The organism is Arsenicibacter sp. R0_47, assembly GCF_057652235.1.
On the sequence record NZ_JBYFCJ010000003.1, the window covers coordinates 242,074 to 266,962 of the forward strand.

20 protein-coding genes are annotated in these 24,889 nt (G+C 52.3%); 14 read left to right on the forward strand and 6 right to left on the reverse strand.

Annotated elements, in window-relative coordinates; translation table 11 throughout:
* The first annotated feature begins 23 nt into the window (after nt 1-23).
* The 11 genes from AC23NW_RS07025 to AC23NW_RS07075 all read left to right on the forward strand — a co-directional run bounded on the left by AC23NW_RS07025 (nt 24) and on the right by AC23NW_RS07075 (nt 13,451).
* Complete coding sequence (locus AC23NW_RS07025; RefSeq protein WP_487448552.1) at nt 24-2,030, forward strand: alginate lyase family protein; 2,007 nt, start codon at nt 24-26, stop codon at nt 2,028-2,030.
* A gap of 29 nt (nt 2,031-2,059) precedes the next feature.
* On the forward strand, nt 2,060-3,403 hold the full coding sequence (locus AC23NW_RS07030) for a nucleotide sugar dehydrogenase (protein ID WP_487448553.1): 1,344 nt from the start codon (nt 2,060-2,062) through the stop codon (nt 3,401-3,403).
* Between the two features lie 8 nt (nt 3,404-3,411).
* Nucleotides 3,412-4,653, forward strand: coding sequence for a glycosyltransferase family 4 protein (locus tag AC23NW_RS07035; RefSeq protein ID WP_487448555.1), 1,242 nt, complete (start codon nt 3,412-3,414; stop codon nt 4,651-4,653).
* Nucleotides 4,650-5,681, forward strand: a complete 1,032-nt coding sequence (locus AC23NW_RS07040) for a glycosyltransferase (protein ID WP_487448556.1) — start codon at nt 4,650-4,652, stop codon at nt 5,679-5,681. The genes AC23NW_RS07035 and AC23NW_RS07040 overlap by 4 nt, the downstream gene beginning before the upstream one ends.
* 4 nt (nt 5,682-5,685) lie before the next feature.
* A complete protein-coding gene (locus tag AC23NW_RS07045) occupies nt 5,686-6,975 on the forward strand; it encodes an O-antigen ligase family protein (RefSeq protein WP_487448557.1) in 1,290 nt (429 codons plus the stop codon).
* Nucleotides 6,968-7,753 carry a glycosyltransferase family 2 protein gene (locus AC23NW_RS07050; protein ID WP_293837349.1) on the forward strand — a complete coding sequence of 262 codons (786 nt, stop codon included), beginning with the start codon at nt 6,968-6,970 and terminating at the stop codon, nt 7,751-7,753. Before AC23NW_RS07045 ends, AC23NW_RS07050 begins: the two co-directional genes overlap by 8 nt.
* The gene (locus AC23NW_RS07055; RefSeq protein ID WP_487448558.1) at nt 7,750-8,784 is read left to right on the forward strand and encodes a glycosyltransferase; all 1,035 of its coding nucleotides are present in this window, start codon (nt 7,750-7,752) and stop codon (nt 8,782-8,784) included. The genes AC23NW_RS07050 and AC23NW_RS07055 overlap by 4 nt, the downstream gene beginning before the upstream one ends.
* A 74-nt stretch (nt 8,785-8,858) precedes the next feature.
* Nucleotides 8,859-9,980: a glycosyltransferase family 4 protein gene (locus AC23NW_RS07060; RefSeq protein ID WP_487448559.1), complete on the forward strand. Its 1,122-nt coding sequence runs from the start codon at nt 8,859-8,861 to the stop codon at nt 9,978-9,980.
* Complete coding sequence (locus tag AC23NW_RS07065; RefSeq protein WP_487448922.1) at nt 9,980-10,804, forward strand: glycosyltransferase family 2 protein; 825 nt, start codon at nt 9,980-9,982, stop codon at nt 10,802-10,804. Before AC23NW_RS07060 ends, AC23NW_RS07065 begins: the two co-directional genes overlap by 1 nt.
* A gap of 158 nt (nt 10,805-10,962) precedes the next feature.
* The gene (locus tag AC23NW_RS07070; RefSeq protein ID WP_293845024.1) at nt 10,963-12,288 is read left to right on the forward strand and encodes a flippase; all 1,326 of its coding nucleotides are present in this window, start codon (nt 10,963-10,965) and stop codon (nt 12,286-12,288) included.
* 488 nt (nt 12,289-12,776) lie between these two features.
* A complete protein-coding gene (locus tag AC23NW_RS07075) occupies nt 12,777-13,451 on the forward strand; it encodes a hypothetical protein (RefSeq protein WP_487448561.1) in 675 nt (224 codons plus the stop codon).
* Between the two features lie 51 nt (nt 13,452-13,502).
* Here AC23NW_RS07075 and AC23NW_RS07080 read toward each other — a convergent pair whose 3' ends face one another.
* Both AC23NW_RS07080 and AC23NW_RS07085 read right to left on the reverse strand, forming a co-directional pair.
* A complete protein-coding gene (locus AC23NW_RS07080; protein WP_487448563.1) occupies nt 13,503-15,068 on the reverse strand; it encodes a right-handed parallel beta-helix repeat-containing protein in 1,566 nt (521 codons plus the stop codon).
* Nucleotides 15,069-15,093: 25 nt separating this feature from the next.
* The gene (locus AC23NW_RS07085; protein ID WP_487448565.1) at nt 15,094-16,647 is read right to left on the reverse strand and encodes a glucosamine inositolphosphorylceramide transferase family protein; all 1,554 of its coding nucleotides are present in this window, start codon (nt 16,645-16,647) and stop codon (nt 15,094-15,096) included.
* Between the two features lie 104 nt (nt 16,648-16,751).
* Between AC23NW_RS07085 and AC23NW_RS07090 the strand changes: the two genes are divergently transcribed.
* Nucleotides 16,752-18,491: a PQQ-dependent sugar dehydrogenase gene (locus AC23NW_RS07090; protein ID WP_487448567.1), complete on the forward strand. Its 1,740-nt coding sequence runs from the start codon at nt 16,752-16,754 to the stop codon at nt 18,489-18,491.
* Between the two features lie 95 nt (nt 18,492-18,586).
* On the opposite strand, the gene murI is transcribed toward AC23NW_RS07090, so the two are convergent.
* From murI to AC23NW_RS07105, 3 genes are all read right to left on the reverse strand, one after another.
* Nucleotides 18,587-19,411, reverse strand: a complete 825-nt coding sequence (gene murI / locus AC23NW_RS07095; RefSeq protein ID WP_487448569.1) for a glutamate racemase — start codon at nt 19,409-19,411, stop codon at nt 18,587-18,589.
* A gap of 4 nt (nt 19,412-19,415) precedes the next feature.
* Entirely contained in the window at nt 19,416-19,946 is a 531-nt protein-coding gene (mog, locus tag AC23NW_RS07100) for a molybdopterin adenylyltransferase (protein WP_293839950.1), read from the reverse strand.
* An 83-nt stretch (nt 19,947-20,029) separates the two neighbouring features.
* Nucleotides 20,030-21,844 carry a glycosyltransferase gene (locus AC23NW_RS07105; RefSeq protein WP_293839953.1) on the reverse strand — a complete coding sequence of 605 codons (1,815 nt, stop codon included), beginning with the start codon at nt 21,842-21,844 and terminating at the stop codon, nt 20,030-20,032.
* A 473-nt stretch (nt 21,845-22,317) separates the two neighbouring features.
* Here AC23NW_RS07105 and AC23NW_RS07110 point away from each other — a divergent pair, with 473 nt between their 5' ends.
* A complete protein-coding gene (locus tag AC23NW_RS07110; RefSeq protein WP_487448572.1) occupies nt 22,318-23,571 on the forward strand; it encodes a sll1863 family stress response protein in 1,254 nt (417 codons plus the stop codon).
* Between the two features lie 96 nt (nt 23,572-23,667).
* The gene (locus AC23NW_RS07115) at nt 23,668-24,180 is read left to right on the forward strand and encodes a gamma carbonic anhydrase family protein (protein ID WP_487448574.1); all 513 of its coding nucleotides are present in this window, start codon (nt 23,668-23,670) and stop codon (nt 24,178-24,180) included.
* Between the two features lies 1 nt (nt 24,181).
* On the opposite strand, the gene AC23NW_RS07120 is transcribed toward AC23NW_RS07115, so the two are convergent.
* Nucleotides 24,182-24,832: a DedA family protein gene (locus AC23NW_RS07120; protein WP_293839960.1), complete on the reverse strand. Its 651-nt coding sequence runs from the start codon at nt 24,830-24,832 to the stop codon at nt 24,182-24,184.
* Between the last annotated feature and the right edge of the window lie 57 nt (nt 24,833-24,889).

Genomic DNA, 24,889 nt, shown 5'->3' on the forward strand with positions numbered 1-24,889 from the left:
TGCATACGGATACAGCACTTAGAATGACGAACGAGAAAAAAGATAGCATGACCAGATACCGCTGGTTTTATTATCGCTTCCGGACCATGTCGTTGCCTGAAGTCGGCTTCAGGCTGCGGCAGTACGTCCAGAAGCGCTCGGATCGTTCGCATATGAACTGGCAACCTGTTATCCGGCTGGCGAAATTACCGGCATCGATTCTGTTTACCGATAATCTCGGGCAGTTTACGAACCTGCCACCGTTACAGGCTCCCATTTTTAACCACAAGGTCGATCTGACCCAAACGGTTGACTGGCATCTGGATCTGTCGACCGGCCGGCGTTTCCCGCTCACATACGCAAAAGACATTGATATCCGGACCGGTGAGGCCGGTAATGCCAAATACGTGTGGGAGGTAAACCGGATGCCGTTCCTGCCGGCCCTGGCCCTGGCCTACCGCCGCGCTGAAAGTCCCGGCCTGCTGGCCCGCTTTATGGAACTGATTGAGTCGTGGGCGCAGGAGAATCCGTACCTGGTCGGCGTTAACTGGTATAGTAATATTGAAGTAAATCTGCGGCTGATTAACTGGTTCTATTGCTGGAATATTCTTAACGCCAGTCAGTTAGTGAAGAAAAATCCGGCGTTCAGCCGGTTCGTCGAACGGTGCTGGGTACCACTTATTTACCAGCACTGCGTGTATAGCCGGGAGAATCCGTCGCACTATTCGTCGGCCAATAACCACCTGATTGCTGAGTATGCCGGGTTATTTATTGCCGGCTCATTCTGGCAGTTTCCGGAAGCCGATGAGTGGACGAAATACGCAAAGGCCGGTCTTGAACGCGAAATTCAGCTACAGCACCGCCGGGGTATTAATCTGGAGCAGACGGCAACCTATATCCAGTTTATCACTGACTTTTTTTTGATCGCTTACGTAGTCGGCATCCGGACCAACAACGCTTTTTCATTTGCCTATACCGATCAGCTCCGGCAGATTGCCATTTACATTTCAGTGCTGCTCGACTGCCGCGGCAACCTGCCCAACTACGGCGATCAAGACAACGGGCGGGTAGTGGCACTGGATAACTTTGAGGCTAACATCAACTTCCGGTCCATTCTGGCGTCGGCGGCCGTGCTGTTTTTCGATTCGTTCTTCAAGCAGTGTGCCTGGTCTGTCGAACCCGCTTCCGGGCAGATATTTGACCTGAAAAATTACCTCCTGTTCGGGCAGGAAGGGCAGGAGCAGTTCGACGAGCTGCCGTCAGTCAATGTCCAGCTGGGCAGTGGCTTTTATACCGAAGAAGGGCATTTTATTCTGCGCAAGCAGGATTCTGCCGAGCGGGAAATTTACATCTACTTTGATGCTGCACCGCTGGGTTTCCTGTCGATTGCGGCCCACGGACATGCCGATGCGCTGTCGTTTTGCCTGCACATCGACGGTTGCCCGTTTTTTGTCGATCCAGGCACCTATACCTACCATACCGAATCGGCGTGGCGCAACTACTTTGTCAGTACGCGGGCACACAACACGGTTTGCATCGATGGGGAGAATCAGGCCTTTCAGGGCGGGGCATTGCTGTGGCTCAACCATTACCAGACCAATGTCACGAAGGTACAGTCGGGAGAATGGACAGATGAAATTACCGCCACGCACACAGGCTACGAACGGTTGGCCTGCCGGCATGAGCGCGCCCTGCATTTCGACAAGAGCGAAGACCGGCTGCTGATCAGCGACCGGATTGTAAATTACGGCACCCAGGACCGGCAGATCGAACTGATGTTTCACCTGCACCCCGATGTGTTTGTAACCCAGCTGGCCGAGAATCATTTTGAACTGCTCCAACTGAACTGCCCTGACCGGCTCGTACGGATTGACTTGCTGCCGTCGCTGACCACCACCATTCATCGCGGTGAAACCGAACCGGAGCCGCTCGGCTGGTTTTCCGAACGGTTCTACCGCAAACAACCGACATCGGTAATCCGGGCAATGACAACGGTGCCGGCCGGCGAAACCATTGATTTACAGAGCGTCATTCAAATACTCACCGTTTAGATCATTAACAAACGTAATTCCCTAAAGCAATGAAGATAAGTGTTTTTGGACTAGGTTATGTTGGCTGTGTCAGTCTCGGGTGTCTGGCCCGGAACGGGCATCATGTCATCGGTGTTGATGTCGATCAAACCAAAATCGATCAGATTAACCAAGGCCGGGCAACCATCGTTGAACGCGACATCAGCGGGATTATCGCCGAAGAATCCGAGAAAGGGCGTGTCCGCGCAACAAGTGATTATCGGGAAGCTATTCTCGATACTGATCTTTCCATTGTCGCCGTAGGAACGCCGTCAACGGCCAAAGGTCACCTGAATCTGCGGTATATTTTTAACGTGGCTGATCATTTTGCGGAAGTGCTGCGCGAAAAAACGTCGTTCCACGTCATCGCCATCCGCTCAACGGTTATGCCCGGCACCTGCGATAAAATCGCAACCCTGATCGAGCAGCGGACCGATAAGCTGCGCAATGTGGATTTCGCTGTCGTCAGCAACCCTGAGTTCCTGCGGGAAGGCTCGGCCGTGCGGGATTATTTCAATCCGCCGCTGACGCTGATCGGCTCGCAGTCGGAGCAGGCTACGCTGATGATGCGCAGTTTGTATGACTCCCTGCCGGCCGAAATTACCGTGACAGAGATTCAGATTGCGGAGCTGATGAAGTATGTGAACAATACGTTCCATGCGCTGAAAATCTCCTTTGCCAACGAAGTCGGCAATATCTGTTCGGCCATGGGGCTGGACTCGCATGCGGTCATGGACATTTTCTGTAAGGATACCCAGCTGAATATTTCGAAATACTACTTCAAACCCGGCTTTGCCTACGGCGGGTCATGCCTGCCCAAAGACCTTAAAGGTCTCCAGATGCTGGCGCACGACATGTACGTGTCCGTACCGGTTATCAACAGCATTCACCTGACCAACGATATTCAGATGCAGCGGGCCATCGGTACGCTGATGCAGTATGTTCACCGCCGCATCGGTTTCCTGGGCCTTGGTTTTAAGGCCGGTACCGACGACCTGCGCAACAGCCCGGCCGTAGCCCTGGCCGAATCACTGCTGGGTAAAGGGTGCTCGCTGATGATCTACGACCGGAACATCAACATGTCGAAACTGACCGGCACCAACAAAGCCTTTATTGACCAGCATATACCGCACCTGTCGCAGTTACTGGCCACGAGCGGCCGTGAGCTGATTGAGTCCTGTGATGTACTGGTGGTCTGCACGCCCGAAGCGGAGTTTGCCGACCTGATATCGTGCGTGAGTAATAAAGTGGTAGTGGATCTGGTGCGTTTACCGAAACTGCCGAATGCAACGAATGAATACATCGGTATCAACTGGGCATTGACGCCGGTCGAAGATGAATTACAAACTTATTAGATAACGGAATGACTACTCAGGCTGATTTTTCCGGTAAGCATATACTGATCATTGTCGAAAACCTGCCCGTGCCCTTCGACCGGCGCGTATGGCAGGAAGCAACGACTCTGCGCGAAGCAGGGGCCGAGGTCAGTATTATCTCGCCCATTATGAAAGGATATACCAGGCGTTTTGAGCACCTGGACGGCATCGATATTTACCGGCATCCGCTGGCAACCGAAGCCGACGGTGCTTTGGGGTATCTGTTTGAATATAGTTCAGCCCTGTTCTGGTGGACGGTGCTGGCGATCAGGGTGTTTGCAAAAAAACGGTTTCATGTGATCCACGGCTGCAACCCGCCCGATCTGATTTTTCTGGTAGCGGCAATGTTTAAGCCGTTCGGCGTGAAATATGTGTTTGATCATCACGACATTAACCCTGAGTTATACATTGCCAAGTTCGGCCGGAAGGATTTATTCTACCGTCTGATGGTGCTGCTCGAACGCCTGACATTTAAAACGGCCAGTTTCAGCATCGCGACCAACGAGTCATACAAAGAGATTGCCATCCGGCGCGGCGGGATGGATCCCGACAAAGTACAGGTGATCCGCAGCGGACCCAAGCTGGACCGGCTCCGGCTCACGGCCGGTAATCCGGCTTACCGTAAAGGTCGCCGCTACCTGGTCGGTTACCTGGGCACGATGGGCGAGCAGGAAGGCATCGACCTCTTGCTGCAATCAATTGATATCCTGACCCGGCGGCGGCAGGACATTCAGTTTGCCATTGTCGGCGGCGGCACCAGTCTGGAAACCCTGAAAGCCATGTCGGAGCAAATGGGCCTGACGGAATTTGTCGATTTCTACGGTCGCGTACCCGACGATAAGATGGTCGATATTCTGAACACCGCCGATGTCTGTGTGAATCCGGATAAATTCAGCGACCTGAACAACCTCTCGACCATGAACAAAATCATGGAATACATGGCCCTGAAAAAGCCGGTTGTACAATACGACCTGAAAGAAGGCCGTGTGTCGGCACAGGAGGCTTCGCTGTATGTCAGTCATAACAATGTCAGTGAGTTTGCGTACCGCATTGAATGGCTGCTTGACCGGCCGGAAGAACGGAAACGGATGGGCGAGTACGGCTACCGGCGTGTATTAAATGAGCTTTCGTGGGAATTTGAGCAGGTCAAGCTGCTGCGTTTCTATGGCCGGGTACTGAACCGAACGGTAACCGCCCGGGCCCAAACCCCTGTTTCTGTCGAGTTATGAATTACTTCATCAGTCCAACCACGGGCGTTCCGCCGGTTCTGATCACGACATTGCGTGAGCTGAACTTTCGCTTTATGCTGCTACAGCAGGGTGAACGGAATCCGATTAAATCAAAGGTTGGGCTGGGGCTGGATTTTATCAGAGACAGCTGGCACCTGTTCCGGCAGCGGAGAGCGTTGCAGGATTCCGGCGTTATTGTTGTCAATTCATACGTTGCCCTATCGGTGCTGTTGCTGCACCGGCTGGGACTGATCCGGTACCGGAAGCTGATCTATTTCGGCTTTTTTCTGCATGCACCGCGCTACTTCCCGCTGTTTCGCTGGTTGTTCCGCTTGCTGCTTACCGATCAGGATATTGTGCAGGTGTTTTCGCAGCATGAGCTGAATCTGTACCAGCAGAAACTTGGATTGAAAAAAAGCCAGCTGCTGTACGCTCCGCTGCCGTATCAGCCTGAGCAAAAGCCGGCTGCCACCTTGCTTACCGGCCGGCTGCCCGCTGAGTACTTCTTTGCCGGTGGCTACACCAACCGCGATTATGCTGCCCTCATACGGGTGTTTGCGCAGCGGTCTGAGCAGTTGGTGATTTGTGGCGCAAGTCTGAATGACGACCTGCCGACGGGAAAAACCTACGGTAACATCACGGTATTCCGCGACTTGCCACGGGCTGAATTTAAAGAACTGGTGGCACATGCGCAGGCGTGTCTGCTGCCCATTAAAGATGATACCGGTGCGGCCGGACAGTCGTTTGTGCTGGAGGCGATGGCTTTTCAGAAGGTAGTTATCGCCACGCAAACCCACGTCCTGACCGAACTGATTGAAGACCATGAAACCGGTTTTCTGCTGGCGGATATGGAAACCGAATTACCACAGCTGCTCCGCAAGCTCCGGACCGGTCAGGTTGATCCGGCACAGATGGGCCGGGCAGCATACCGCAAACTGGTCCGCGACTATTCAGAACAGGCATTTGCCGATGTGCTGGAGCAGACGATCAGACCTTATTCAGAACAACAGACGTATCAACAACAGTAACGGAATGATGAGCCGGAACACATACACGATGGTGTTTATGGGACTGCTGCTGACCGCGCTGCTGTTCCACTTCGGGGATTTGCAGGGTATATCGAGTGTGCAGAAAGCTGAAGCCCCAAATCACGTGCTGTTTTTTGCCCTGGTATTACCCGTGCAGATCGGCATCATGGCCTGGTTCGGCTACCTGCGCCACCTGCAGGTCTTTTTCAGGTTCAGGGTTGGTCTGAGCCTGTTTGTGCTGACAGCCCTGCTGGTGAGCCTCGGCCGCGACGATGCCGCATCGCAGGTCAGGAATGCCTTAAATATTATGCTGAGCTACATGGTTATTCTGGGCTTTTGCGCCATGGCTTATGCCATTGATTTCCGGAAGGTCATGCAGCTGATAGCCGTATTTGTGGTATTTGTCTTCTTACCGGCCACTGCGTTTACCCACCTGACCAAAGTCGGGCCGCTGGTGCTCTTTCCTGACCGGACAACCGACAACATGCTGCGCTTTGGCGGGATGCTTTATTACGCCCATACGGCGATGGTGCTCGGCGTGGGCGGCCTGTTTGCGCTCTGGCTGCTGCTGACGAGCGACGCCCTGAAAGACAAGATCTGGTACGGATTTCTGTTCCTGATCGCCAACGTGTTTCTGGTCTATACCGATTGCCGCAGCGCGTGGGGCGGGGTGGGTTTATCCTATATATTACTGGCCTTTCCATATCTGTCGTTACGGGCTAAATACATCATAGCCGGTTGCGTTATTCTGCTGCTACCGGCAGGCCTGCTTGGCAAGAGCCTGCTGGCCAAAAAGGTAGCAACCAACTATAATACCGAAAGCGACTTTCAGTTCCGGATGCGGATCTGGCAGTATGCCATCCGTGGTATTGAGCGGCAGCCCATCACAGGCTATGGCTCGAAAAGCTTTCTGGAGTCTGACCACAAAGCCACAACCGACCTTGACGAAGAACTCAACGACCCGCACTCGGCTACCATCGGGCTGGCCCTGCAAAGCGGGCTGCTGGTGGTTCTTATTTTTTATGTGCTGTTCGGCCAAATGGCCGTGCTGTGTTACAAACATGCCTTGGGCGCTTACTGGTCAATGCTGAGTTTGTGTGTGTTCTGGTTTTTCGTGCCGTTCTTCTGGGGCAACGTCTATAACGGAGCCGGTGGCTTTGTCCAGCTCTTTTTTCCAATCAGTTATTTCATCGGCCTGCTGCATCCCGACCTCTACCGGTCGAGGGAGCAACCGGCTGACTTGATAAAAACAGTAGTACCGAAGTCACAGCCAAACGCGTACAACTATGCCTGAACAACCCTTGGTTACGATCGTCACTCCTTCGTTTAACCAGGGGGAGTTCATTGGCGAGACGATTCAGTCGGTGCTGAACCAGACCTATCCGAACATCGAATACATCATTGCCGACGGTGGCTCTACCGATCAGACGCGTTCGGTGGTGGAGCACTTTCAGGGGCAGCCGGGCCGTCATAAGGTCGATGTATTTATTCAGGAGAAGGACCGCGGGCAATCGGATGCCATCAATAAGGGATTCCGGCTGGCTAAGGGAGCACTGGTGGGCTGGATAAATTCCGACGACATTCTGTATCCCGACTGCGTGGAACGAATTGTGGCCCTGTACCGGCAAAAACCGGATGGTGCGATTTACTACAGTACCCAAACCGACCTGATCGACCGGCAGGGCCGCGTGTTTGACGGGCGGAATATCCCGATTCCGGGCCGGCCGCATCTGCTGCACCGGAAGTACGACATTGTGCAGCAAGGGTCGTTCTATGCGACCTCGCTGGTACGCGAGGTTGGTTATCTCGACGAATCGGTGCAGTACTGCATGGATCTGGATTTATGGCTGCGGTTACTGGAGCGCGGGCCGATTTACGCCATTACCGACGGGCCGTTATCGGCGTTCCGGATCTGGGAAACGACCAAGACGACCACGGGCGGCAACCGCTTCCTGACCGATATCAAAACAACCCTGCTGCGGCACGGCGCTTCGCGCTGGTCACCGTCGGTGCGGCAGGTATATTACGAATCCGTTAAAGCATTTGTCAAACAAACCCTGATAAGCCGATGAAGATCGCCCATCTTACCTTCAGCTTTGAAACCGGTGGTTTGCAGACCATGCTGGTCGATATACTGAATGAGCAATGCCGGCAGCACGAGGTGTCACTGATTATTATTAATGATTTCTATGAGCAGGCACTGATTGACGAAATTGACCCGCGGGTGCGGGTGTTCTGCCTGAACCGGAAACCCGGCAGCCGCAACCCTATTCCGTTGCTCAAACTAAACGGGCTGTTATACCGGCTTGATCCGTGGGTGGTGCATTGCCATAACAACGAGCTCATCGGGCTGCTGGCTCCGCACTGGTACTCGACCTGCCTGACGGTGCACGATGTAAATTACCCGAACCGGTATTTTACTAAGTACGATAAGGTGTTTGCCATTTCCGAAGCGGTAGCGAATGACCTGCGGCAGCGAACCGCCGTGACGCCGGTCGTTATTCCGAACGGCATTAATGTCCGGCATATTCCGGCGCGGGACCCATACCGTGCTTCGCCGGTTTTCCGCATGGTGCAGATCGGCCGGCTGATGCATAGCAAAAAGGGGCAGGATATCCTGTTGCAGGCGCTGGCTATTCTGGTGCATCAGCAGGGCATGAACCGGCTCCGGCTCGATCTGATCGGCGAAGGAGAATCACTCGACTATCTGAAGGAACTGGTCAGCTCGCTGGATATCGTCCCCTATGTTTCGTTTCTGGGCCTGCGCAGCCGTGAGTTCATCTATGCGCAGTTCCGGAGTTACGATTTGCTGGTACAGCCATCCCGTTATGAAGGGTTCGGGCTGACTGTTGCGGAAGCTATGGCGGCCGGTGTACCGGTACTGGTATCCGATATCGAAGGCCCGATGGAGATCATTCAGCAAGGGGTATTTGGCTGGCACTTTCCGGTGGGAGATGCTGCCGCCTGTGCCCGTCAGATTGCCCATATACAAGCGGTGTATGAAACCGAAGCCTTCCGGCAGAAAATCCGGTTTGCCAGGGAACATGCCCAAAAATCGTTCAGCGTTACGCAGACCGCCCGTCAGTACGTAATGGCTTATTAACCAAAGTCTTCTATCCTATATCAACGATAAATAAACGATCATGAACTTAGCAACGAAAGATCAGACCTGACAATATGTTGACCGAACATCTGACGAAGCATGTGCTGCTGACGGGGCCACACCATGTGCATAACAGGGGTGGTATTGGGGGAGTTATTGCCATTTATGCACGCTATTTCAGCCCTTTTAAATGTCTGGCATCCTATCGCCCGTTTAAAAACAAGCTGTTGTATATACCATATTTTGCGGTGCAGTACACCCGTTTCTGCTGGCGTTTGTGGCGGGATAAAGACATTGAGATTGTCCATATTCACGGGGCGGCAGAAGGGAGTTTTTACCGGAAATACCTGCTGTTTAAGGCAGCCAAAGGGTTGTTTAACCGCAAGGTCATTTACCACATTCACAGTGGCAGCTTTCTCGATTTTTACATGAGCCGTTCCTCGCGCGTGCAGGGATGGGTACGTGAAACGGTCGAAGGCAGCGACGTGGTCATCTGCTTGTCTGAAGGCTGGAAACGGCTCTACACCCGGCGGTTTGCCAGGGCGAATGTGATGGTATTGCCTAACGTAGTCAGTCCGCCCGTGGTGCCGGTCAGCCGGCAGCGGACGGGTCCGCTGAAACTGCTCTTTCTGGGGCTGATCGGCGAGCGTAAAGGTATTTTCGACCTGCTCGACGTGTTCTACGAACACAAAAAAGAGTGGGCCGGTAACATTACCCTGACCATTGGCGGCAACGGCGAAACGGAGCGGGTGCAGCAGACTATCCGCGAATACGGACTGGAGGACATGGTGACGTTTGCCGGCTGGGTATCGGGTCAGAAGAAAACCGAATTGCTGCTGACGTCGGATGTGTTTGTACTGCCTTCCTATAACGAGGCATTACCCTTATCAATTCTGGAAGCCATGAGCTATAAAATGCCGGTGATTTCAACCCGCATTGGCGGTATCCCCGATATGGTCGTTCATGATCAGAACGGCTTTCTGGTAGAACCCGGCGACCGTGATGAGATTTATGCCTCTATTCAGCGGATGCTGACCGAAAACGGGCTGGTCGAAATGATGGGCCGCGAATCGGCGCGGATGATCCGTGGCTTTTATCCGGAAGCCGTTTTTACGCAGCTGGCGGAGATTTATAAAAACCTGCTGACACCAGGGGTAGTACCAGCCGGTGTCGGCAAACCTGTTAATAACCTGTGATGCTGAGTCTTGTCATTAACACCTATAACAACGAGAGCGATATTGCCGACTGCATCCTGAGTGCGCTGCATCTGGCCAATGAGGTGGTCATCTGCGATATGTACAGTACCGACCAAACCGTTGCTATTGCGACATCGCTCGGGGCAAAAGTTGTCTATCATAAAAAGGAACCGGTAGCCGAGCTTGCCCGGTATACGGCTGTTTCAGCCGCGTCAGGCGAGTGGGTGCTGGTCCTGGATGCTGACGAGCGCATGGCGCCCCAAACGGCAGATAAGATACGGGAAGTGATCACGCAGGCGTACGATGCCGTGTTCCTCTGGTCGAAAAATCTCTACTTCGGGGATTACGTAGAACACGGGGGCTTTTTTTATGAGCAGGTACGGCTGTTCCGGAAAGCGTTATATCTGGAGACGTTCGATGACTCTGAACTACGGGCGCACCGTGGTTTTCTGCGGGTGGCTGAGCTGGCCAAAGCGCCGTTACATCTCGACAAACGGTATTTCTATTACCATCTGGCGTATCCGACCATCGAAAAATACGTGGTAAAAACAATCGGATTCTATGCGGATGTTGAAAGCCGGTATGATTATGAACACGGTATGCGCTTTTCGAAAACGCGTCTGGTGTATCAGCCGGTTAAAGATTTTTTTGTACGCTACATACGAAAACAAGGCTACCGGGACGGCACGCGGGGGTTTATCCTCTGCGTATTGTTTGCCCTGTATGGTTTTATGAAGTGGGCTAACCTCTGGTTTCTGGAGGAGCAGGCAAACGGGACGACAGCCTCCGTCCCTTTGCCTAAACCCGTTTTAACGAAGCCTTAAATCTTAACTTTACCACATAGTCACATAGAACATATAAGAAGACAGCAAATCTTTAATTATCTATGAGGCTATGTGGTAAATAGTTGACTATAAGGCGTTTGTGCTTTGTCTGCGTTTTAAAGCAAAGCTATTGAGCCTGTCAGAATCAGTTTTACCGCATGTCTGATAAAAAGACGATTTTACAAAATATTGCCTGGACGGGCGGCGTACAGGTTGCCAACCTGGTATTGCCGCTGCTGACCCTCCCCATCATTGCCCGGATTGTGGGCCCCGAAAAGCTGGGGGTTATCAATTATGCCGCTGCCATTGTTGCTTACTTTACGCTGGTCGTCAACTACAGTTTTGACCTGACCGCTACCCGGCAGGTGGCGCAATATCAGGACGATCCGGATAAGGTTAATCACCTGTTCAGTACGGTGCTGTATACCAAACTCCTCTTGTTTCTGGTATCAAGTATCGGTTTCGGGCTAGTATACGGGCTGATGCCCAAATTCAGCGCCGACGGGCGGGTAGCCCTGTTTTCGTACCTGATTACGGTTGCGTACGTGATTACGCCGAACTGGCTCTTTCAGGGTATGCAGCACATGCGGCAGCTGGCCTTATTTAATCTCCTCTCGAAAGTTATTTTCACGGTGGTAATTCTCCTGCTGGTCCGGCAGGAAGCCGATTATTTCTGGCAACCGCTGGCCATGAGCGTGGCGCAGGTTGTGGTGGGCGTCGGGGCATTTGCCTATGCGCTGGTCCGGTACGGCATCCGGCTCAGGGGCTGGCACTGGCCATCGGTGCGGGCGTCGTTGTGGGAAGGTAAAACGGTGTTTATGACGCAAGTAACGATGAACCTCTACACGACAACGAGCATTGTTATTCTTGGTATTTTCCAGAATGCAGAGCAGGTCGGGCAGTACACGGCAGCCAACCGGCTGATTGGGGTGGCGCAGGCTCTGCTGTTTTACCCGATCAACAACACGCTGTTTCCCTACATCGGTGCGGCGTTCGGGCGGAGTCAGGCGGAGGGCGTTGAGGTGGTGCGGCGGCTGATTCCGTTTTCGTTTGCCTTCGCGTTTGTGTATAGCCTGAGCATTTTTGTCATGAGCCCGCTGGTGATCTACATCATCTACGGCGAGCAGTTTGCACCGGCCGTACTCGTGCTGCGGATTCTGGCCTTTCAGCCGTTTATTGTCAACTGCAACTCGTTTTTTGGCATTCAGACCATGATCAACCTGAAGATGGATGCTGCCTTTTTCCGGGTAACCTGTCTGGCGGCTGTGGTCGGTGTAACGCTGAATGCCGCAATGGCTAACTGGTTCGGCTACATCGGTACGGCGTTTTCGCTGGTGTTCATGGAGTTGTTTATCTGCACCTGCCTGTACATCAGCCTGAAACGGGCCTCCATCTCGCTGCTTGACGGCCGCTATATGAACTGGCACTACCTTATAAGCTCCACGCAATCCTTTTTTCAGCGCAAACGACCGGAAGTGGTGTAGGGGTAAGGGAAGGGCATGTCAGCGGAGCTATCCCCCTCTGGAAAGAGGCGCAGGAAACAGTAAGTGCCGGAAAGCCTTGACGGTTATGCTGGCGGAGCTGTCCCCCTTTGGAGGCTAAGCTTGTAGGGGTTTTGAAAAGTAAGGCCTTGGCTGGATTCGAACGTCATGTACCCCACCCCAACCCCTCCCCTTGAAATAAGGAGAGGGGCCTTAGAGCTTTGAAACGCATCCCCTCTCCTGTTTTTCAGGCTGGGCCGACGATTCAGGAGAGGGGCAGGGGTGAGGTAAAACACGACTAAAACCCTTACAAGCTTAGCCTCCAGCGGGGGACAGCTCCGCCAGCTACTGTTTGTGTGATGAGATTTAGTGTAATCCTGTTGAATGCTTGCAAATAAATAAGAAAATATAAATATGTATTTTGAGGCTTATAAAGCGATATTATAAAATTCGTATGAATAAGAAATCTGAGATATAGCTAAAAAATATTCATGAAAACGGTGGCAATGGTTTTACTGGTAGTCCTGATGATAGGTAGGTCGGCTCTATGTCAACGTGATTCTGTAGCGAACGAAAACCAGATTAACTTAAACGTTAACGTGATGCACTTAGGGTTGAGCCACGAGAGGTTTAATTCTATGACGGATCTGGATCGTATGCGATGGGTGCAAAACCGAATCCGCTACTTCAAAGAAAGCGGAATTGAAGAGAAACCTGCGGGAAAGGTAGACTGGCAAGATGCTGACAAAAAGTATAAAGCGTTTATCAGTAAGTACGCCGATGACCCTGCAACAAACGTTTTTCGTGGGTATTACGCACAGATACTTTTGGTACGCTATGGGGTTCTGGAAAGCGGCAATAGTGATGCAATTACATATTATGTTGATGCATTACTGGCATCAGAGTCAAATTCCTTACTGGTTCTGGTCGCTGCACTAAAGAAATTAGCGGGCAAAATTCCTGCCAGCGAATTAAAAGATAGGGCTGCCAAAGGCAGAATTATGGTAAGCAGAGTTGTTAAAGAAAGTGAAGAACGCAAAGCCGCCGCAGCAAAAAGAGCAGCGGGTAAAAACGATGGCGGTTTTGGCAGGTGGCTGGAGTTATTCGAGATAAATTCAGATAAGCTCACATTAGCACAGGCTGAGCTAGAGCGTTTATCTAATTAGACGAAATGCTTTTCATGGAAAGTCTTTCGTGGAAAGAAAGAATATACGCCCTCACCGCTGCACAATTTTCTTCAGTGGCCCGGCGATGGACAGACGCAGGGTGCCCTGAGCCGCGCCGCCCCGACCGGCAATCTGTAAGGTAACTTTATCATTGGACGGCAGCCAGTTCAGGGAGGCAGCGTTGCCGGTCGTGAAGTCGTTACCGACGACGGCCATGTTGGGGGTATCACTACCGTTCTGGCTGACATAGCGGACCACGTGTGTGGCAAAATCACCGACGCCGTTAACGGTACCGGTTGCATCGGCAGTAATCATGCTGCCCGCCCGCGAACTGACGGTAATGTCATAAAGGGCGCCATCGTTAGCCGTAGGTATCTCGCGGCTGAAGTTGAGCTGTAAATTGCCCTGCGCTGTGGCCAGCTCATCGGCCGTTTCATTTTCGTACAGAATATGGCCATTCGGATTTGGAAAAGGCTTGAGGTTGCCCGGTACGTATCCGACACTGTGACACCGACCTATCTTTACCATCCCGACCGATACCGAATAATGGTTGGAACCGATATTGAGATAACTCACATTACGCGCCCGGATACCCCACTGCCCGTACAACTGATTGCCCGTAATCTCGACACTCTGCAACCCTTGGTTGTCCGGGTTATCGTCGCGGTTCGGCAGGTCGAGGAAGACCGACGTGTCGTGAATGATGCCAAACTGATTCCCTGTCATAATCAGGGAGTTGATCGTATAGTTGCTGTTTGTTGCCCCGACATAAAGGCCGTGAACGGTACAGTTTTCGATGCTGTTACCGGTGATCAGGAAATCAGAGGTCTGCACACCGGCATCCGGCATCAGCCGCAGTCCGTACTGCCACCGTGAACCGCCCGCCCAGTTGATTTTATTGTTCTGGAACCGCAGTCCGCCCCCGCTTTGCCACTGAATAGCGGCAACCGGCGAGCGCTCCTGCATGTAGTTGGTCACAAAATCGGTGGCGGTAATGCTCATGTCGCCGATGTCGGCCACCTTCGTATTCCGGATCCAGATACCGTAATTGACCGGATCAAACACCGAGCATTGATTTACTTTCCAGTAAATGCCGCTTTCGACGCTGATGTTGTTAAAGAAGTTAATGAACGACATCCGGTTCAGTATTGTCCCGTCGGCGTCGACGATCCGCAGACCGCTACCGGCAGTAGGGTTCGCCGTGGCCGTATTCTCCAGCGAAAAATCTTCGAAAACCACGTTTTTGCCACCGGCCTCGACATTGATCAGCGTATTGGTCAGTGAGGTAGTAATGAGCCTGGTAACGCCCCGTTCGGTCGTGGTTGCCTTACCGGCTCCCCGTATCGTCAGTGCTCCGCGGATGTTGACCGTCTTATCAAGCCGGTACGTACCGGCGCTCAGCAGCAGAATACATTGCTGATCAACGCAGTCATCAATAGCCTGTTGCAATAAGGAACTGACATCGGCAGCCCCCGATTTATCGGGTTTGTACCGGTCAAAATCGACCATGCCGGTCAGCGTAACCGTTTCAATGACACGGTTTTTACAGGACAGTATGCCCGTCATCGATAAGATGACCAGCGATATGGAAACGAGAAACGGGTAAAATGCCTTCATGGGCGTCAATTGCTTTATACTTGCTTTAAGCGTTAGGCTTCCACCAGAAACCATCAATTACGGTCAGTCCGTGATCGTGGCTGAATGTATGCAGACCTTCCAGATCAGGTACTAGGTCGGGCGTAGCAGTCCGGATCGTTTCTTCCTGGTAGTCTGTTTTCGTCAGCACGGTAATGCGGTTCAGATTCAAGCCGTAGCCATACATACCCGAACTGTTCTGCGAAGGTCGGTACAACTGATGCTGATGCTGAAAGATGCGGCCGGCCGGCCGGCCACGGCGAACATCAGACACAACCGGATTCTTCGGATGGGGCGTCCAGGGGCCGTTGAACAGGTCGTTGGTATAAAAAACGGACAGCTCGTCCCACGGCTTCAGACCTTTGTCCGTTTCGGATGCAAACAACCACCACGTATCATCGTGATAGAGCACCGTGGCGTCAACGGCCTGAATACCGGTCATGAGATTACCGGCAAGCTCCCATTTCATCGGGAAATCGACACAGCGGTAAAGCTCGATGGTCTGGTTGTCCATCGTTTCCGGTATCATATAATACGTCTCCTGCCACCGGAACACAAACGGATAGGACAGGTGATACGGTCGTTCCAGTATGCGCTCCGGCATGGTGTAGCTACCGTCGGGTTTCAGTTCCATGACCGAAATATGGGCTCTGGATGCTCCTTCGGGCAATTCTTCCAGAAACACATACCAGCGGTTTTCATGAAAAACAACGTGGGGATCGGCCCAGAACTGCATGCCTTTCGGAGGCATAATGCGGGTAAACGCTGCAAAATCAGTTGCCGGATTCAGGTTTTCGAAACGGTACAGTAAAAACCACTGATCCTGAAAACGGGACCGCTGACGTATTTTCCGGACAATGGCCTGGCTGTAACGGGCAACCAAACCGATGGATTGTGAAAGGGAAACGGCCAGTCCGGCGGGTATTTTATCGGAAACCGGTTGCTGGTCAGCCCATCGCCGGAACGCGTCGGGGCCGGTCCGGTGCAGCTGCTTCAGGTTCCGGAGAATCAACTGCGAGGCCCGCCAGCAAAGGTGGTTGCGTGTCAGATGCGGCGAAACCGGATGCGTCGATACCCACGATTGGGCCAGCACAACGGAACGATTGCCGGATGCAGCCTGCATTACCAGCCGTACTTCGGCAACCGGCTGACCGTGACTGGTTTCCTGTACGCCTGGTAATGACCAGGGCTGTCCACCGGCTCCGCAAACGGCCCAGACGCCTGAAGTCGTTTCCGGAAAAACGATAGGAGAGGGCTGCCGGCGAAAGTCAAGGAGTACATCCGGCGTATACGAAGCGAGATTACCGGCATCGTAGACCGGCAAACCGCTGAGTGTCCTGACCGCGAGTGCATCCGGTTGGGTATTGCGGGCAAAAGCGGCGTGATCGAGCCGTGTAAACAAATTAAACAGAAACGAATGAGGTGCCGAAACCGGTGGCGGTGCCACAAGAACAGAAACCGTAGCTATGTTAGCTGTCAGCAGGGCTTCTACCAGCGCGTGCTGCCAGTGCGGCACTTGTAAGTTATCCAGAAGCAGACCAACCCGTATTTCTGACTGCATACGTAACCGTTTGTGAATAGATAGATGTTTACTTATAAAGATTAGAGTGACTTGTCTTATATTTGATAAGCGTACGACAAAACTAGTTAACATTTTCTGACAAAATGCGCTGTCTGATCCACAAACTTGTGTTAGTTCTTTTGCTGAGTGTCTGCTTTGGCTTTCTGACCATTGCGGATACGGAAAAGCAGCAAAAAGAGCCGATGCGCTGGACTACAGTAGCTTCATTGTCAGCTAAAACCGGTATTGATGAGCAGTGCTTTACGCGGACGGTGCTGGCCGATCATCTGGACGAGCCGATGGAGCTGGCTGTGGCGGCCGATCAGCGCGTGTTTTTTATTGATCGGTATGGCGCTTTCCGCGAATATAATCCGAGCCATCAGCAAGTCCGGAAATTAAATCAGCTGCCCGTGCTGACCGATCGGGGGCTTGGTTTGCTGGGACTTGCATTAGCCCCTGATTTCAGCCAGTCAAAACACGTATACCTTTACTATACGCCGCGTAGCGAACCGCTCCGGCAGCGGCTTTCCCGATTTACACTGGGGGATAGCCTGCTTTACCACACCGAAAAGGTCTTACTAGAGATTCCATGGGAGGTCGAAAACAATGCCCATACCGGCGGCTCGATGGCCTTTGACGAAGCCGGTAATCTATTTTTGTCTGTCGGTGATAATACGGCAGCTTTTGTGGAGGATGGCTACGCATCGATTGACGAACGGGTTGGCCGCACCATCTATGACGCTCAGCGAACGGCCGCCAACAGCCGTGATCTGCGGGGCAAAATCCTGCGCATTCATCCGGTGCCCGATGGAACGTATACCATTCCGGCGGGTAATTTATTTGCTCCAGCCGATGGCCGTCCGGAAATTTACATCATGGGTTGCCGGAACCCGTACCGGATTACGTATGATGCAGTCACTAAACGACTGTTTTGGGGGGAGATTGGCCCTGACGATGGTAAAGACGATTACCACGGCCCGCGCGGTTACGACGAAATAAATATGGCAACGCAGGCCGGTAATTATGGCTGGCCCTATGTAGTGGCCGACAATCAGCCCTATCGTGCCTATGACTTTACCGAAGACCGTTTCGGGGCGCTGTTTAATCCGGCTCAGCTGAGGAATTACTCGTTGAATAACACCGGAACGCATCGGCTCCCGCCCGCACAACCGGCCCTGATCTGGTATCCGTATACAGAGTCAGAGCGGTTTCCGTTGCTGGGTGAAGGGGGGCGCGCCGCCATGGTTGGTGCCGTTTATCATGCTTCGTTATCAGGTAAAAAAGGAGCCGTGCCCGCTTATTACGATCAGGCCTTGTTTGCCTTTGACTGGATGCGGAACCAGCTGACCGCTATCTGGTTAACGCCGCATGGGAGCTATCAGCGCATGGAGCCGTTCATGGCCGGAACGGTATTTAATAAACCGGTTGATCTGGCGTTCAGCCGCGATGGGGCTTTATACCTGCTGGAATACGGGAGTGGCTTCTGGCACAAAAATGCGGATGCAAGCCTTGTTCGGATTGACTATAACCTGAACGCAGGCTCCGTACCACCGGATAAACCCTTACTGGCGTTGGCCGGTGCCAAAGGGCAAAGGCTGATTAATCAGAGTGATTGCCGGAGCTGTCATGCGGAAAACCAGCGGATGGCCGCCCCGTCTTTCCGCGAAATAGCACACCGGTATCAGTATCGGAAAAGCCTGAAGGAAAAGCTGGCGGAAAAGGTAATCCGGGGCGGCGGGGGCGTGTGGGGTACCCATACAATGAGTGCTCACCCGCAGCTTGATGCCGCCGAAGCCACTGAAATGGTTGATTATATTTTGTCGTTGGGCGGTGAGGGGGGATAATGAATAATGAATAATGGGCGTTCCGGCTTTCGGTGTGGATAGAAGCTGAACCCCATTATTGACAGTATTATTCATTACACATTATCCATTACATTTTATAGCGTCAGCTTCGACGCTTCGACCGGTGTGCCCCAGAACAGACTGGCCTGCCGCCCGAATTCTTCGGTTGAATCGGTTGTGTAAAAGGTCCGTTTACCTTGCTTGCTGCATTGTGCCTCCATATCGGGGTGCCGGTTCAGGTAATCGGCCAGGCTGTTGGCAACAATATCGCCCTGGCTCAGTACCGTAATCTGCTCCGGCATAAAGGCCTGAATTTTAGGTAGTAACAGGGGGTAATGCGTGCAGGCAAGCAGCACGGTATCGATGGCCGGTGATTGGCTGAGCAACCGGTCAATGTGTTGACGGACAAAATAATCCGCTCCGGGGCTGGTATGCTCACCGTTTTCGACCAGCGGTACCCACATCGGACAGGCTTCCTGATAAACGGCTATATCCGGAAAAAACTTTTCGATTTCGACCAGATACGACTCTGACGTTACGGTTCCGCGCGTAGCCAGAATACCAATGTGTCTTGACGGGCTGTATTCGCCGATGATTTCGGTGGTCGGCCGGATAACACCCAGTACCCGCCGATCAGGTGCGAGATGCGGCAGGTCCAGCTGCTGAATATTCCGCAACGCCTTGGCCGAAGCCGTGTTACAGGCCAGAATAACCAGCCTGCACCCCATGTCGAACAGATGCTTTACACATTCCAGGGTGTATTGGTAAACGGTGTCGAAGGAACGTGTGCCGTAGGGCGTGCGGGCGTTGTCTCCCAGATACACATAGTCGTACTGCGGCAGTTTGCTGACGATGGATTTGAGAATGGTTAACCCGCCATAACCCGAATCAAAGACACCGATCGGTTGGTAATCACGCATAACACTACGCCTGTTTAGGCCGGAAAATCTTAATAACGTCGCTGTTACAGGTCAGATAAGGTCCGCCGATCAGGTCGATGCAGTACGGAATGGCCGGAAAAACCACAGACAGGCATTGCTCAATGGCGGTTGGTTTACCGGGCAGGTTCACAATCAGTGTCTGGTTACGGATACCGGCGGTCTGGCGGGAGAGGATGGCCGTTGGTACGTACTTCAGGCTTTCCTGCCGCATCAGTTCGCCAAAGCCGGGGAGCATTTTCTGACAAACTGCTTCGGTGGCCTCGGGTGTGACGTCGCGCAGGGCAGGGCCCGTACCGCCCGTCGTCACGATCAGGCAGCATTGGTGGTTGTCGGCCATATCAATCATGGCCGCCGACAATTGGTCCTGCTCATCGGGAATGACGCGATAAACCGGCTCCCAGGCCGAGGTCAGGTATTGGTTTAGCAGAGAGACAACGGCCTTGCCCGGAATATCTTCGTAGATACCGGCGCTGGCGCGGTCAGATACATTGATAATGCCAATTCGGATGTGCATACTGAAAAAGAAAAATGCTGTATGCTACAACGGGTTATCAGCCTCTGTAGCATACAGCAGTTATGAAAAGCGCTTTACGCTGCTTAAGGCTTACGGCGTTTAACGGCTAAATCGTGTGCCGTGTCATAATACGAACGCAGGTTACTCCAGTCAAAGACCTCGGCAATGCTTTCAACGCGGTTCCGCTGCATGATCCGGTCGCGCTGGCTGGCCCGGACAAACTTGAAGAGGATGTTGGCCAGCTGATCGGCGGCCTCGTTGAACGTCTGTGACCGGCGGTTAACGACATAAATGCCGCGGTTTTCATAATCACGCATAATCTGCATGATAAAATCCCCGAAGCCCGACTGGTCGCTGGTAACGGTCGGAATGCCGCGCACAACGCATTCCAGCGGGGTATAGCCCCACGGTTCGTAGTAGCTCGGGAAAATACCGAGGTGACACCCACGGACAAACTGACCGTAATCAAGCCCGAACAGCGGGTTGGTTGAGGCAATAAAATCAGGGTGATACACCACTTTAACCCGGTCATGGGCATGATTCATCAGGCCGCACCGCCGGATATAATCCGTCATGGCATCTTCCTGTACCAGATCGTGGGTTACGAAGCTTGGCAGTTTTTTCGTCTTCCAGCTCTGAATCGTACGCCGTAACCGGAGCCGCCAGTATTCGTCGACAAATTTGTTGAGATCCGGCATGGTCAGATCGCTGGACGCTGCCGACTCCAGGAATAGCTTTTCGCCGACCTGCTGCTCGATGTTTTTCGCCGTATCACGAATTTCGTCGAGCAGTGCCCGGGTATGCAGTACATCGGGGTTGATCGAGCGGAAGGGCTGTTTGGTAACCATGAACATCACGACGGTCATGTCCATGCCCGCTTCGCGCATCCGCCAGTTGAGTCGGGCAAGGGCTTCGAGGGTTACGTCGTAGCCTTTGTTGACAAATTCAAACCGTCCGGATGTAAAGAAGTATAGGGTCTTGTCAAGATCGAATGAATAATTCTGGAAGAAGTGGCCCATCACAAACTCGTGAATATTGGCCTTGAACTTGACGTGCAGGTTCTGGAACTCGTGGGTTGCCGCAAACCGGGTCACGTTGAGGCCGTTCGGCAGGATCAGGTCCGGATTCCGGCCCAGAAATACTTCACATTCGCGGGCAGTCACATCGCTGACGGTCGTAAAGACGTGGCATTGCAGGGCCGATAGCCGCTCGATAGTGGCCTGGGCTTCGATACCGTAGTTTTTAGCTTCTTTCTGCCAGTCGAAGAAAGGCAGTTTACCATAGAATCCATCGACGTTCTGTGCCAGATAACGGCCCAGCATGGTGGCATGGGTGGTAAATACGGTAGCAATTTTGACATTATCGCGGCGCAGGTCAGGCAAGCCCGTACTGGCCATCCATTCGTGGAAGTGGGCGCACAGGTCGACCCGCTTCGCGTGGTCGTCGGCCAGCAGGGTCAGGAATACACGGACCATTTCTCCGAAACCGATTACCTGATTGACCAGGTCTTCGACATTCAGCGTGGAGAGCTGATGACGTTCCCATAAACCTGCCTTAATGGTGTTGAGTTGCGCCATAATGCTCTGAACGTTGAAGAGCACGACCCGTGGGCGACCGGTTACGAGCCAGTAGCCGTATTCAACTTCATAACCCATCTGGCGCATTTTCCGGACCGTCTGCCCGATTTCGGTTTCATCCGAATCGGTAATGGGTTCAAATTCTGCCGCTGCTTTTTGTGGAAAATATGGACCTAATAAAACGTAATTATCATCCCATTTTTCGACCATCGCCGGTACCTTCGACCGGATCACAGTGTAAATGCCGCCTACCTGATTACAAACCTCCCAGGCGATTTCGAGCAGGAGCTTACGTTTCGATGTTGAAAATACTGATTCCAAGGTTCTAGGGTTTGCAGTTTAGACTATGGCTTACCTCTACTATTGCTATATTGAGTAAAATGCCGTAAAACTACTAATCCGGCCAACGACTTACTCAAAATAAAAATATTATTTACTGAAAAAATTATACAACGTATTTGCCAGACGCTAGGCTTTAAGGCCCGTTCGGGGGCAAAAACAAGCCTTTTGTATGCGTAACACTAACAAAGCATAGTTTAGGTTCAAAACTAACTATGATTTAATAAGATCAAATGCTTTTAAGTTGTTTATTCTGTTCCTCACAAAAGGTATTTTACTCCACAGATTTGCTCTGTTTTTGTTAAGTTAACCCTTTTGAAAGATAAATTTATTTAATGCTAAGTCATTGATTACGTAGAAGCTAATTCCGGATAGGCCGTCTGCTGACTAATTTTTAGTGCTGTGGTATATTTTTAGTAAGTGATGTAAGTGAAACAGTGTTACAAATCTACGTTATGATAAAAAGAACCTGGGTAGTGGGCTCGCTCATTGCGGCAACTATCAGCCTATCGTCTTGTGCATCTATGGAAAGCTGGCTCTACGGCGATTCCGATAAAGCACGTAGTGATCGTCAGTCAACATCAGAATATGCTTCACGGGATGACCGCAACGCGCGTGACCGTGATGACCGTATGGCCCGTAGTGACCGCAATGCAGATTCAGACCGTGATATGGAGCGTGATTCACGGCGCAGTAATGACCGTTCTACTGACTATGACCGAAACAATACACGAAATTATTTCCGTAACGGCGACCGCGACATGCGCCGCAGCGATGAGGATCGCAGCATGAACAGTGATCGCCGCAGTGACGACCGCCGCAGTGACGACCGCCGCTATGATGACAGCCGTTATTCCGATAACCGTTACGACGGCCGCCGTAGCGACGACCGCCGCAGCGACGACCGCTACTCAGATAGCCGCCGTTACGATGATAACCGGTATGCTGATAGCCGTAGCGACGACCGCCGGTATGACCAGCCGCGCCGTATGAACGATGACCGTGGTTATACAGACGGATACGCTTATGGTTACCGCAGCGATGATCGCAACATGAACAGCGATCGCCGTTATTCAGACAGTCGCCGGTATGATGACAACCGTTACAGCGACAGCCGGTATGACGACCGTCGTAGCGACGACCGGCGTTATGATGATCGTGATATGCGCCGGAATGATGACAGCCGTCGGGAAGACAACCGGTATGCTGATACTGATAACCGCCGCGACGATAACCGCAACGGTTTTTTAGGAGGCTTGTTTGATGGCCGCAACCGTGATCAGAGCAATCGCGACGACCGTGACCGGACATCAGAAGACCGCTACGATAATGACCGGAACAGCAACCGCAATAATGACAGCCGTGGCAGTGACAGGTATACAAACGAGCGTCGTTCGCTGGCTGACCGGATCGACGAACAAATGGACAAGCTCGATAGCAAAATTGATAAGCTGAAAGAGGACGTCAAGGACGAAAGCCGTCGTGACCGCAAGGACCGCGAAGAGAAAATTGACGAGCTCGAAAAGAAACGCAGCGATTTGCGCGACGCCTACTATAAGGTTCAGCGCTCATCGGAAGAAGACTTTAAAAAAGTACGCCGCGAAACAAATAAGGTTGTCGACGACGTAGAAGACTGGTTTGACCGTGCTGCCGATAATGTAAAAGATGCGGCGAAGGACGTAAAAGAAGATTTAAAGAAAAAGGATTAGCCCAATTTATATCCACCCGAAACGGTGTCGGCCTTTGGCTGGCATCGTTTTTTTTATGCCCTGACGTAACTTAGCGGCCAACAAAAAACGGAACAAATGGCTTTGATAAAATCTGTCCGGGGCAAAGCGCCTCAATTCGGCGAAAACTGCTGGTATGCCGATAATGCAACCATTGTTGGTGATGTAACTATGGGCCGTGATTGTACGGTGTGGTTTAACGCCGTGATTCGGGGCGATGTCAACAGCATCACCATCGGCGACCGGACCAATATTCAGGATGGTGCGGTGATTCACTGTACGTATCAGAAACACCAGACCATTATTGGCAATTCGGTCTCCATTGCGCACAACGCGATTGTACACGGCTGCACGATCGAAGACAATGTGCTGATCGGTATGGGTGCTATTGTCATGGACGGGGCTGTGATCGGGGAGGGCAGTATTATCGCTGCCGGTGCCATTGTAACCCAGCGGACCATTGTGCCGCCGGGCAGTATTTATGCCGGTAATCCGGCTAAATTCCTCAAAGCCGTTTCACCGGAACTGGGCGAGGTCTTTGCGCGGACGGCCAATAACTATGTGATGTACGCCGAATGGTTTAAAGAATAGATTATACCTTTTCGGTCTGCTGCTCCCGCATTTCTTTCCGGGCGTTCAGGTAACCGCGTACAACGGTGAAAGTCGTAATACCCAGGAAGAAAATGATAATCCAGTGTACGTAGTTGATCAGACCCGGAAACCGCTCGCCGAAGTAAAAGCCGCTGCCAACCAGTGTCATGACCCATACAGCTCCGCCGATGATGTTATACAGCATGAAATAACGGAAATTCATGTGGATAATGCCGGACAGGATAGGGGCAAATGTCCGGACAATCGGCAGGAAACGGGCAATCACCAACGTCCGGCTACCATACTTATCAAAGTACTGGCGGGTGGTTTCGATGTGTTTTTTCTTAAAGAAAAGGCCGTCGGGGCGCGCCTGGATGCGGGTGCCGAAAAAGTATCCGGTTCCGTATCCGGTCAGTGAACCCAGCACGGCCGCCGCAAAAATGCAGCCGGCCAGGAGCCAGAACGGCACCGCCAGGAGCTTGGTACCGGCAAATACGCCGGATAGAAACAGCAGGTAATCGCCCGGCAGGAAAAAGCCGAAAAAGAGGCCGTTTTCAACAAAAATGATCAGGGTAATCAGCACGAGGCCACCGGTGCGGATAATTTCTTCTGAGTTGAGCAGGTACTGAAAAAAGCCGATAAGCTGATCCATGTAGTTGACAATGATTGACTGATTAAGTGATTGAATGATTGAATCGCTGACGCGTTT

What these genes read in the sequence shown, in the direction of transcription:
- AC23NW_RS07025 (WP_487448552.1), top strand. Translation starts at nt 24, where the DNA reads ATGACGAACGAGAAAAAAGATAGCATGACCAGATACCGCTGGTTTTAT.
- AC23NW_RS07030 (WP_487448553.1), top strand. Translation starts at nt 2,060, where the DNA reads ATGAAGATAAGTGTTTTTGGACTAGGTTATGTTGGCTGTGTCAGTCTC.
- AC23NW_RS07035 (WP_487448555.1), top strand. Translation starts at nt 3,412, where the DNA reads ATGACTACTCAGGCTGATTTTTCCGGTAAGCATATACTGATCATTGTC.
- AC23NW_RS07040 (WP_487448556.1), top strand. Translation starts at nt 4,650, where the DNA reads ATGAATTACTTCATCAGTCCAACCACGGGCGTTCCGCCGGTTCTGATC.
- AC23NW_RS07045 (WP_487448557.1), top strand. Translation starts at nt 5,686, where the DNA reads ATGATGAGCCGGAACACATACACGATGGTGTTTATGGGACTGCTGCTG.
- AC23NW_RS07050 (WP_293837349.1), top strand. Translation starts at nt 6,968, where the DNA reads ATGCCTGAACAACCCTTGGTTACGATCGTCACTCCTTCGTTTAACCAG.
- AC23NW_RS07055 (WP_487448558.1), top strand. Translation starts at nt 7,750, where the DNA reads ATGAAGATCGCCCATCTTACCTTCAGCTTTGAAACCGGTGGTTTGCAG.
- AC23NW_RS07060 (WP_487448559.1), top strand. Translation starts at nt 8,859, where the DNA reads ATGTTGACCGAACATCTGACGAAGCATGTGCTGCTGACGGGGCCACAC.
- AC23NW_RS07065 (WP_487448922.1), top strand. Translation starts at nt 9,980, where the DNA reads ATGCTGAGTCTTGTCATTAACACCTATAACAACGAGAGCGATATTGCC.
- AC23NW_RS07070 (WP_293845024.1), top strand. Translation starts at nt 10,963, where the DNA reads ATGTCTGATAAAAAGACGATTTTACAAAATATTGCCTGGACGGGCGGC.
- AC23NW_RS07075 (WP_487448561.1), top strand. Translation starts at nt 12,777, where the DNA reads ATGAAAACGGTGGCAATGGTTTTACTGGTAGTCCTGATGATAGGTAGG.
- AC23NW_RS07080 (WP_487448563.1), bottom strand. Translation starts at nt 15,068, where the DNA reads ATGAAGGCATTTTACCCGTTTCTCGTTTCCATATCGCTGGTCATCTTA.
- AC23NW_RS07085 (WP_487448565.1), bottom strand. Translation starts at nt 16,647, where the DNA reads ATGCAGTCAGAAATACGGGTTGGTCTGCTTCTGGATAACTTACAAGTG.
- AC23NW_RS07090 (WP_487448567.1), top strand. Translation starts at nt 16,752, where the DNA reads ATGCGCTGTCTGATCCACAAACTTGTGTTAGTTCTTTTGCTGAGTGTC.
- murI (WP_487448569.1), bottom strand. Translation starts at nt 19,411, where the DNA reads ATGCGTGATTACCAACCGATCGGTGTCTTTGATTCGGGTTATGGCGGG.
- mog (WP_293839950.1), bottom strand. Translation starts at nt 19,946, where the DNA reads ATGCACATCCGAATTGGCATTATCAATGTATCTGACCGCGCCAGCGCC.
- AC23NW_RS07110 (WP_487448572.1), top strand. Translation starts at nt 22,318, where the DNA reads ATGATAAAAAGAACCTGGGTAGTGGGCTCGCTCATTGCGGCAACTATC.
- AC23NW_RS07115 (WP_487448574.1), top strand. Translation starts at nt 23,668, where the DNA reads ATGGCTTTGATAAAATCTGTCCGGGGCAAAGCGCCTCAATTCGGCGAA.
- AC23NW_RS07120 (WP_293839960.1), bottom strand. Translation starts at nt 24,832, where the DNA reads ATGGATCAGCTTATCGGCTTTTTTCAGTACCTGCTCAACTCAGAAGAA.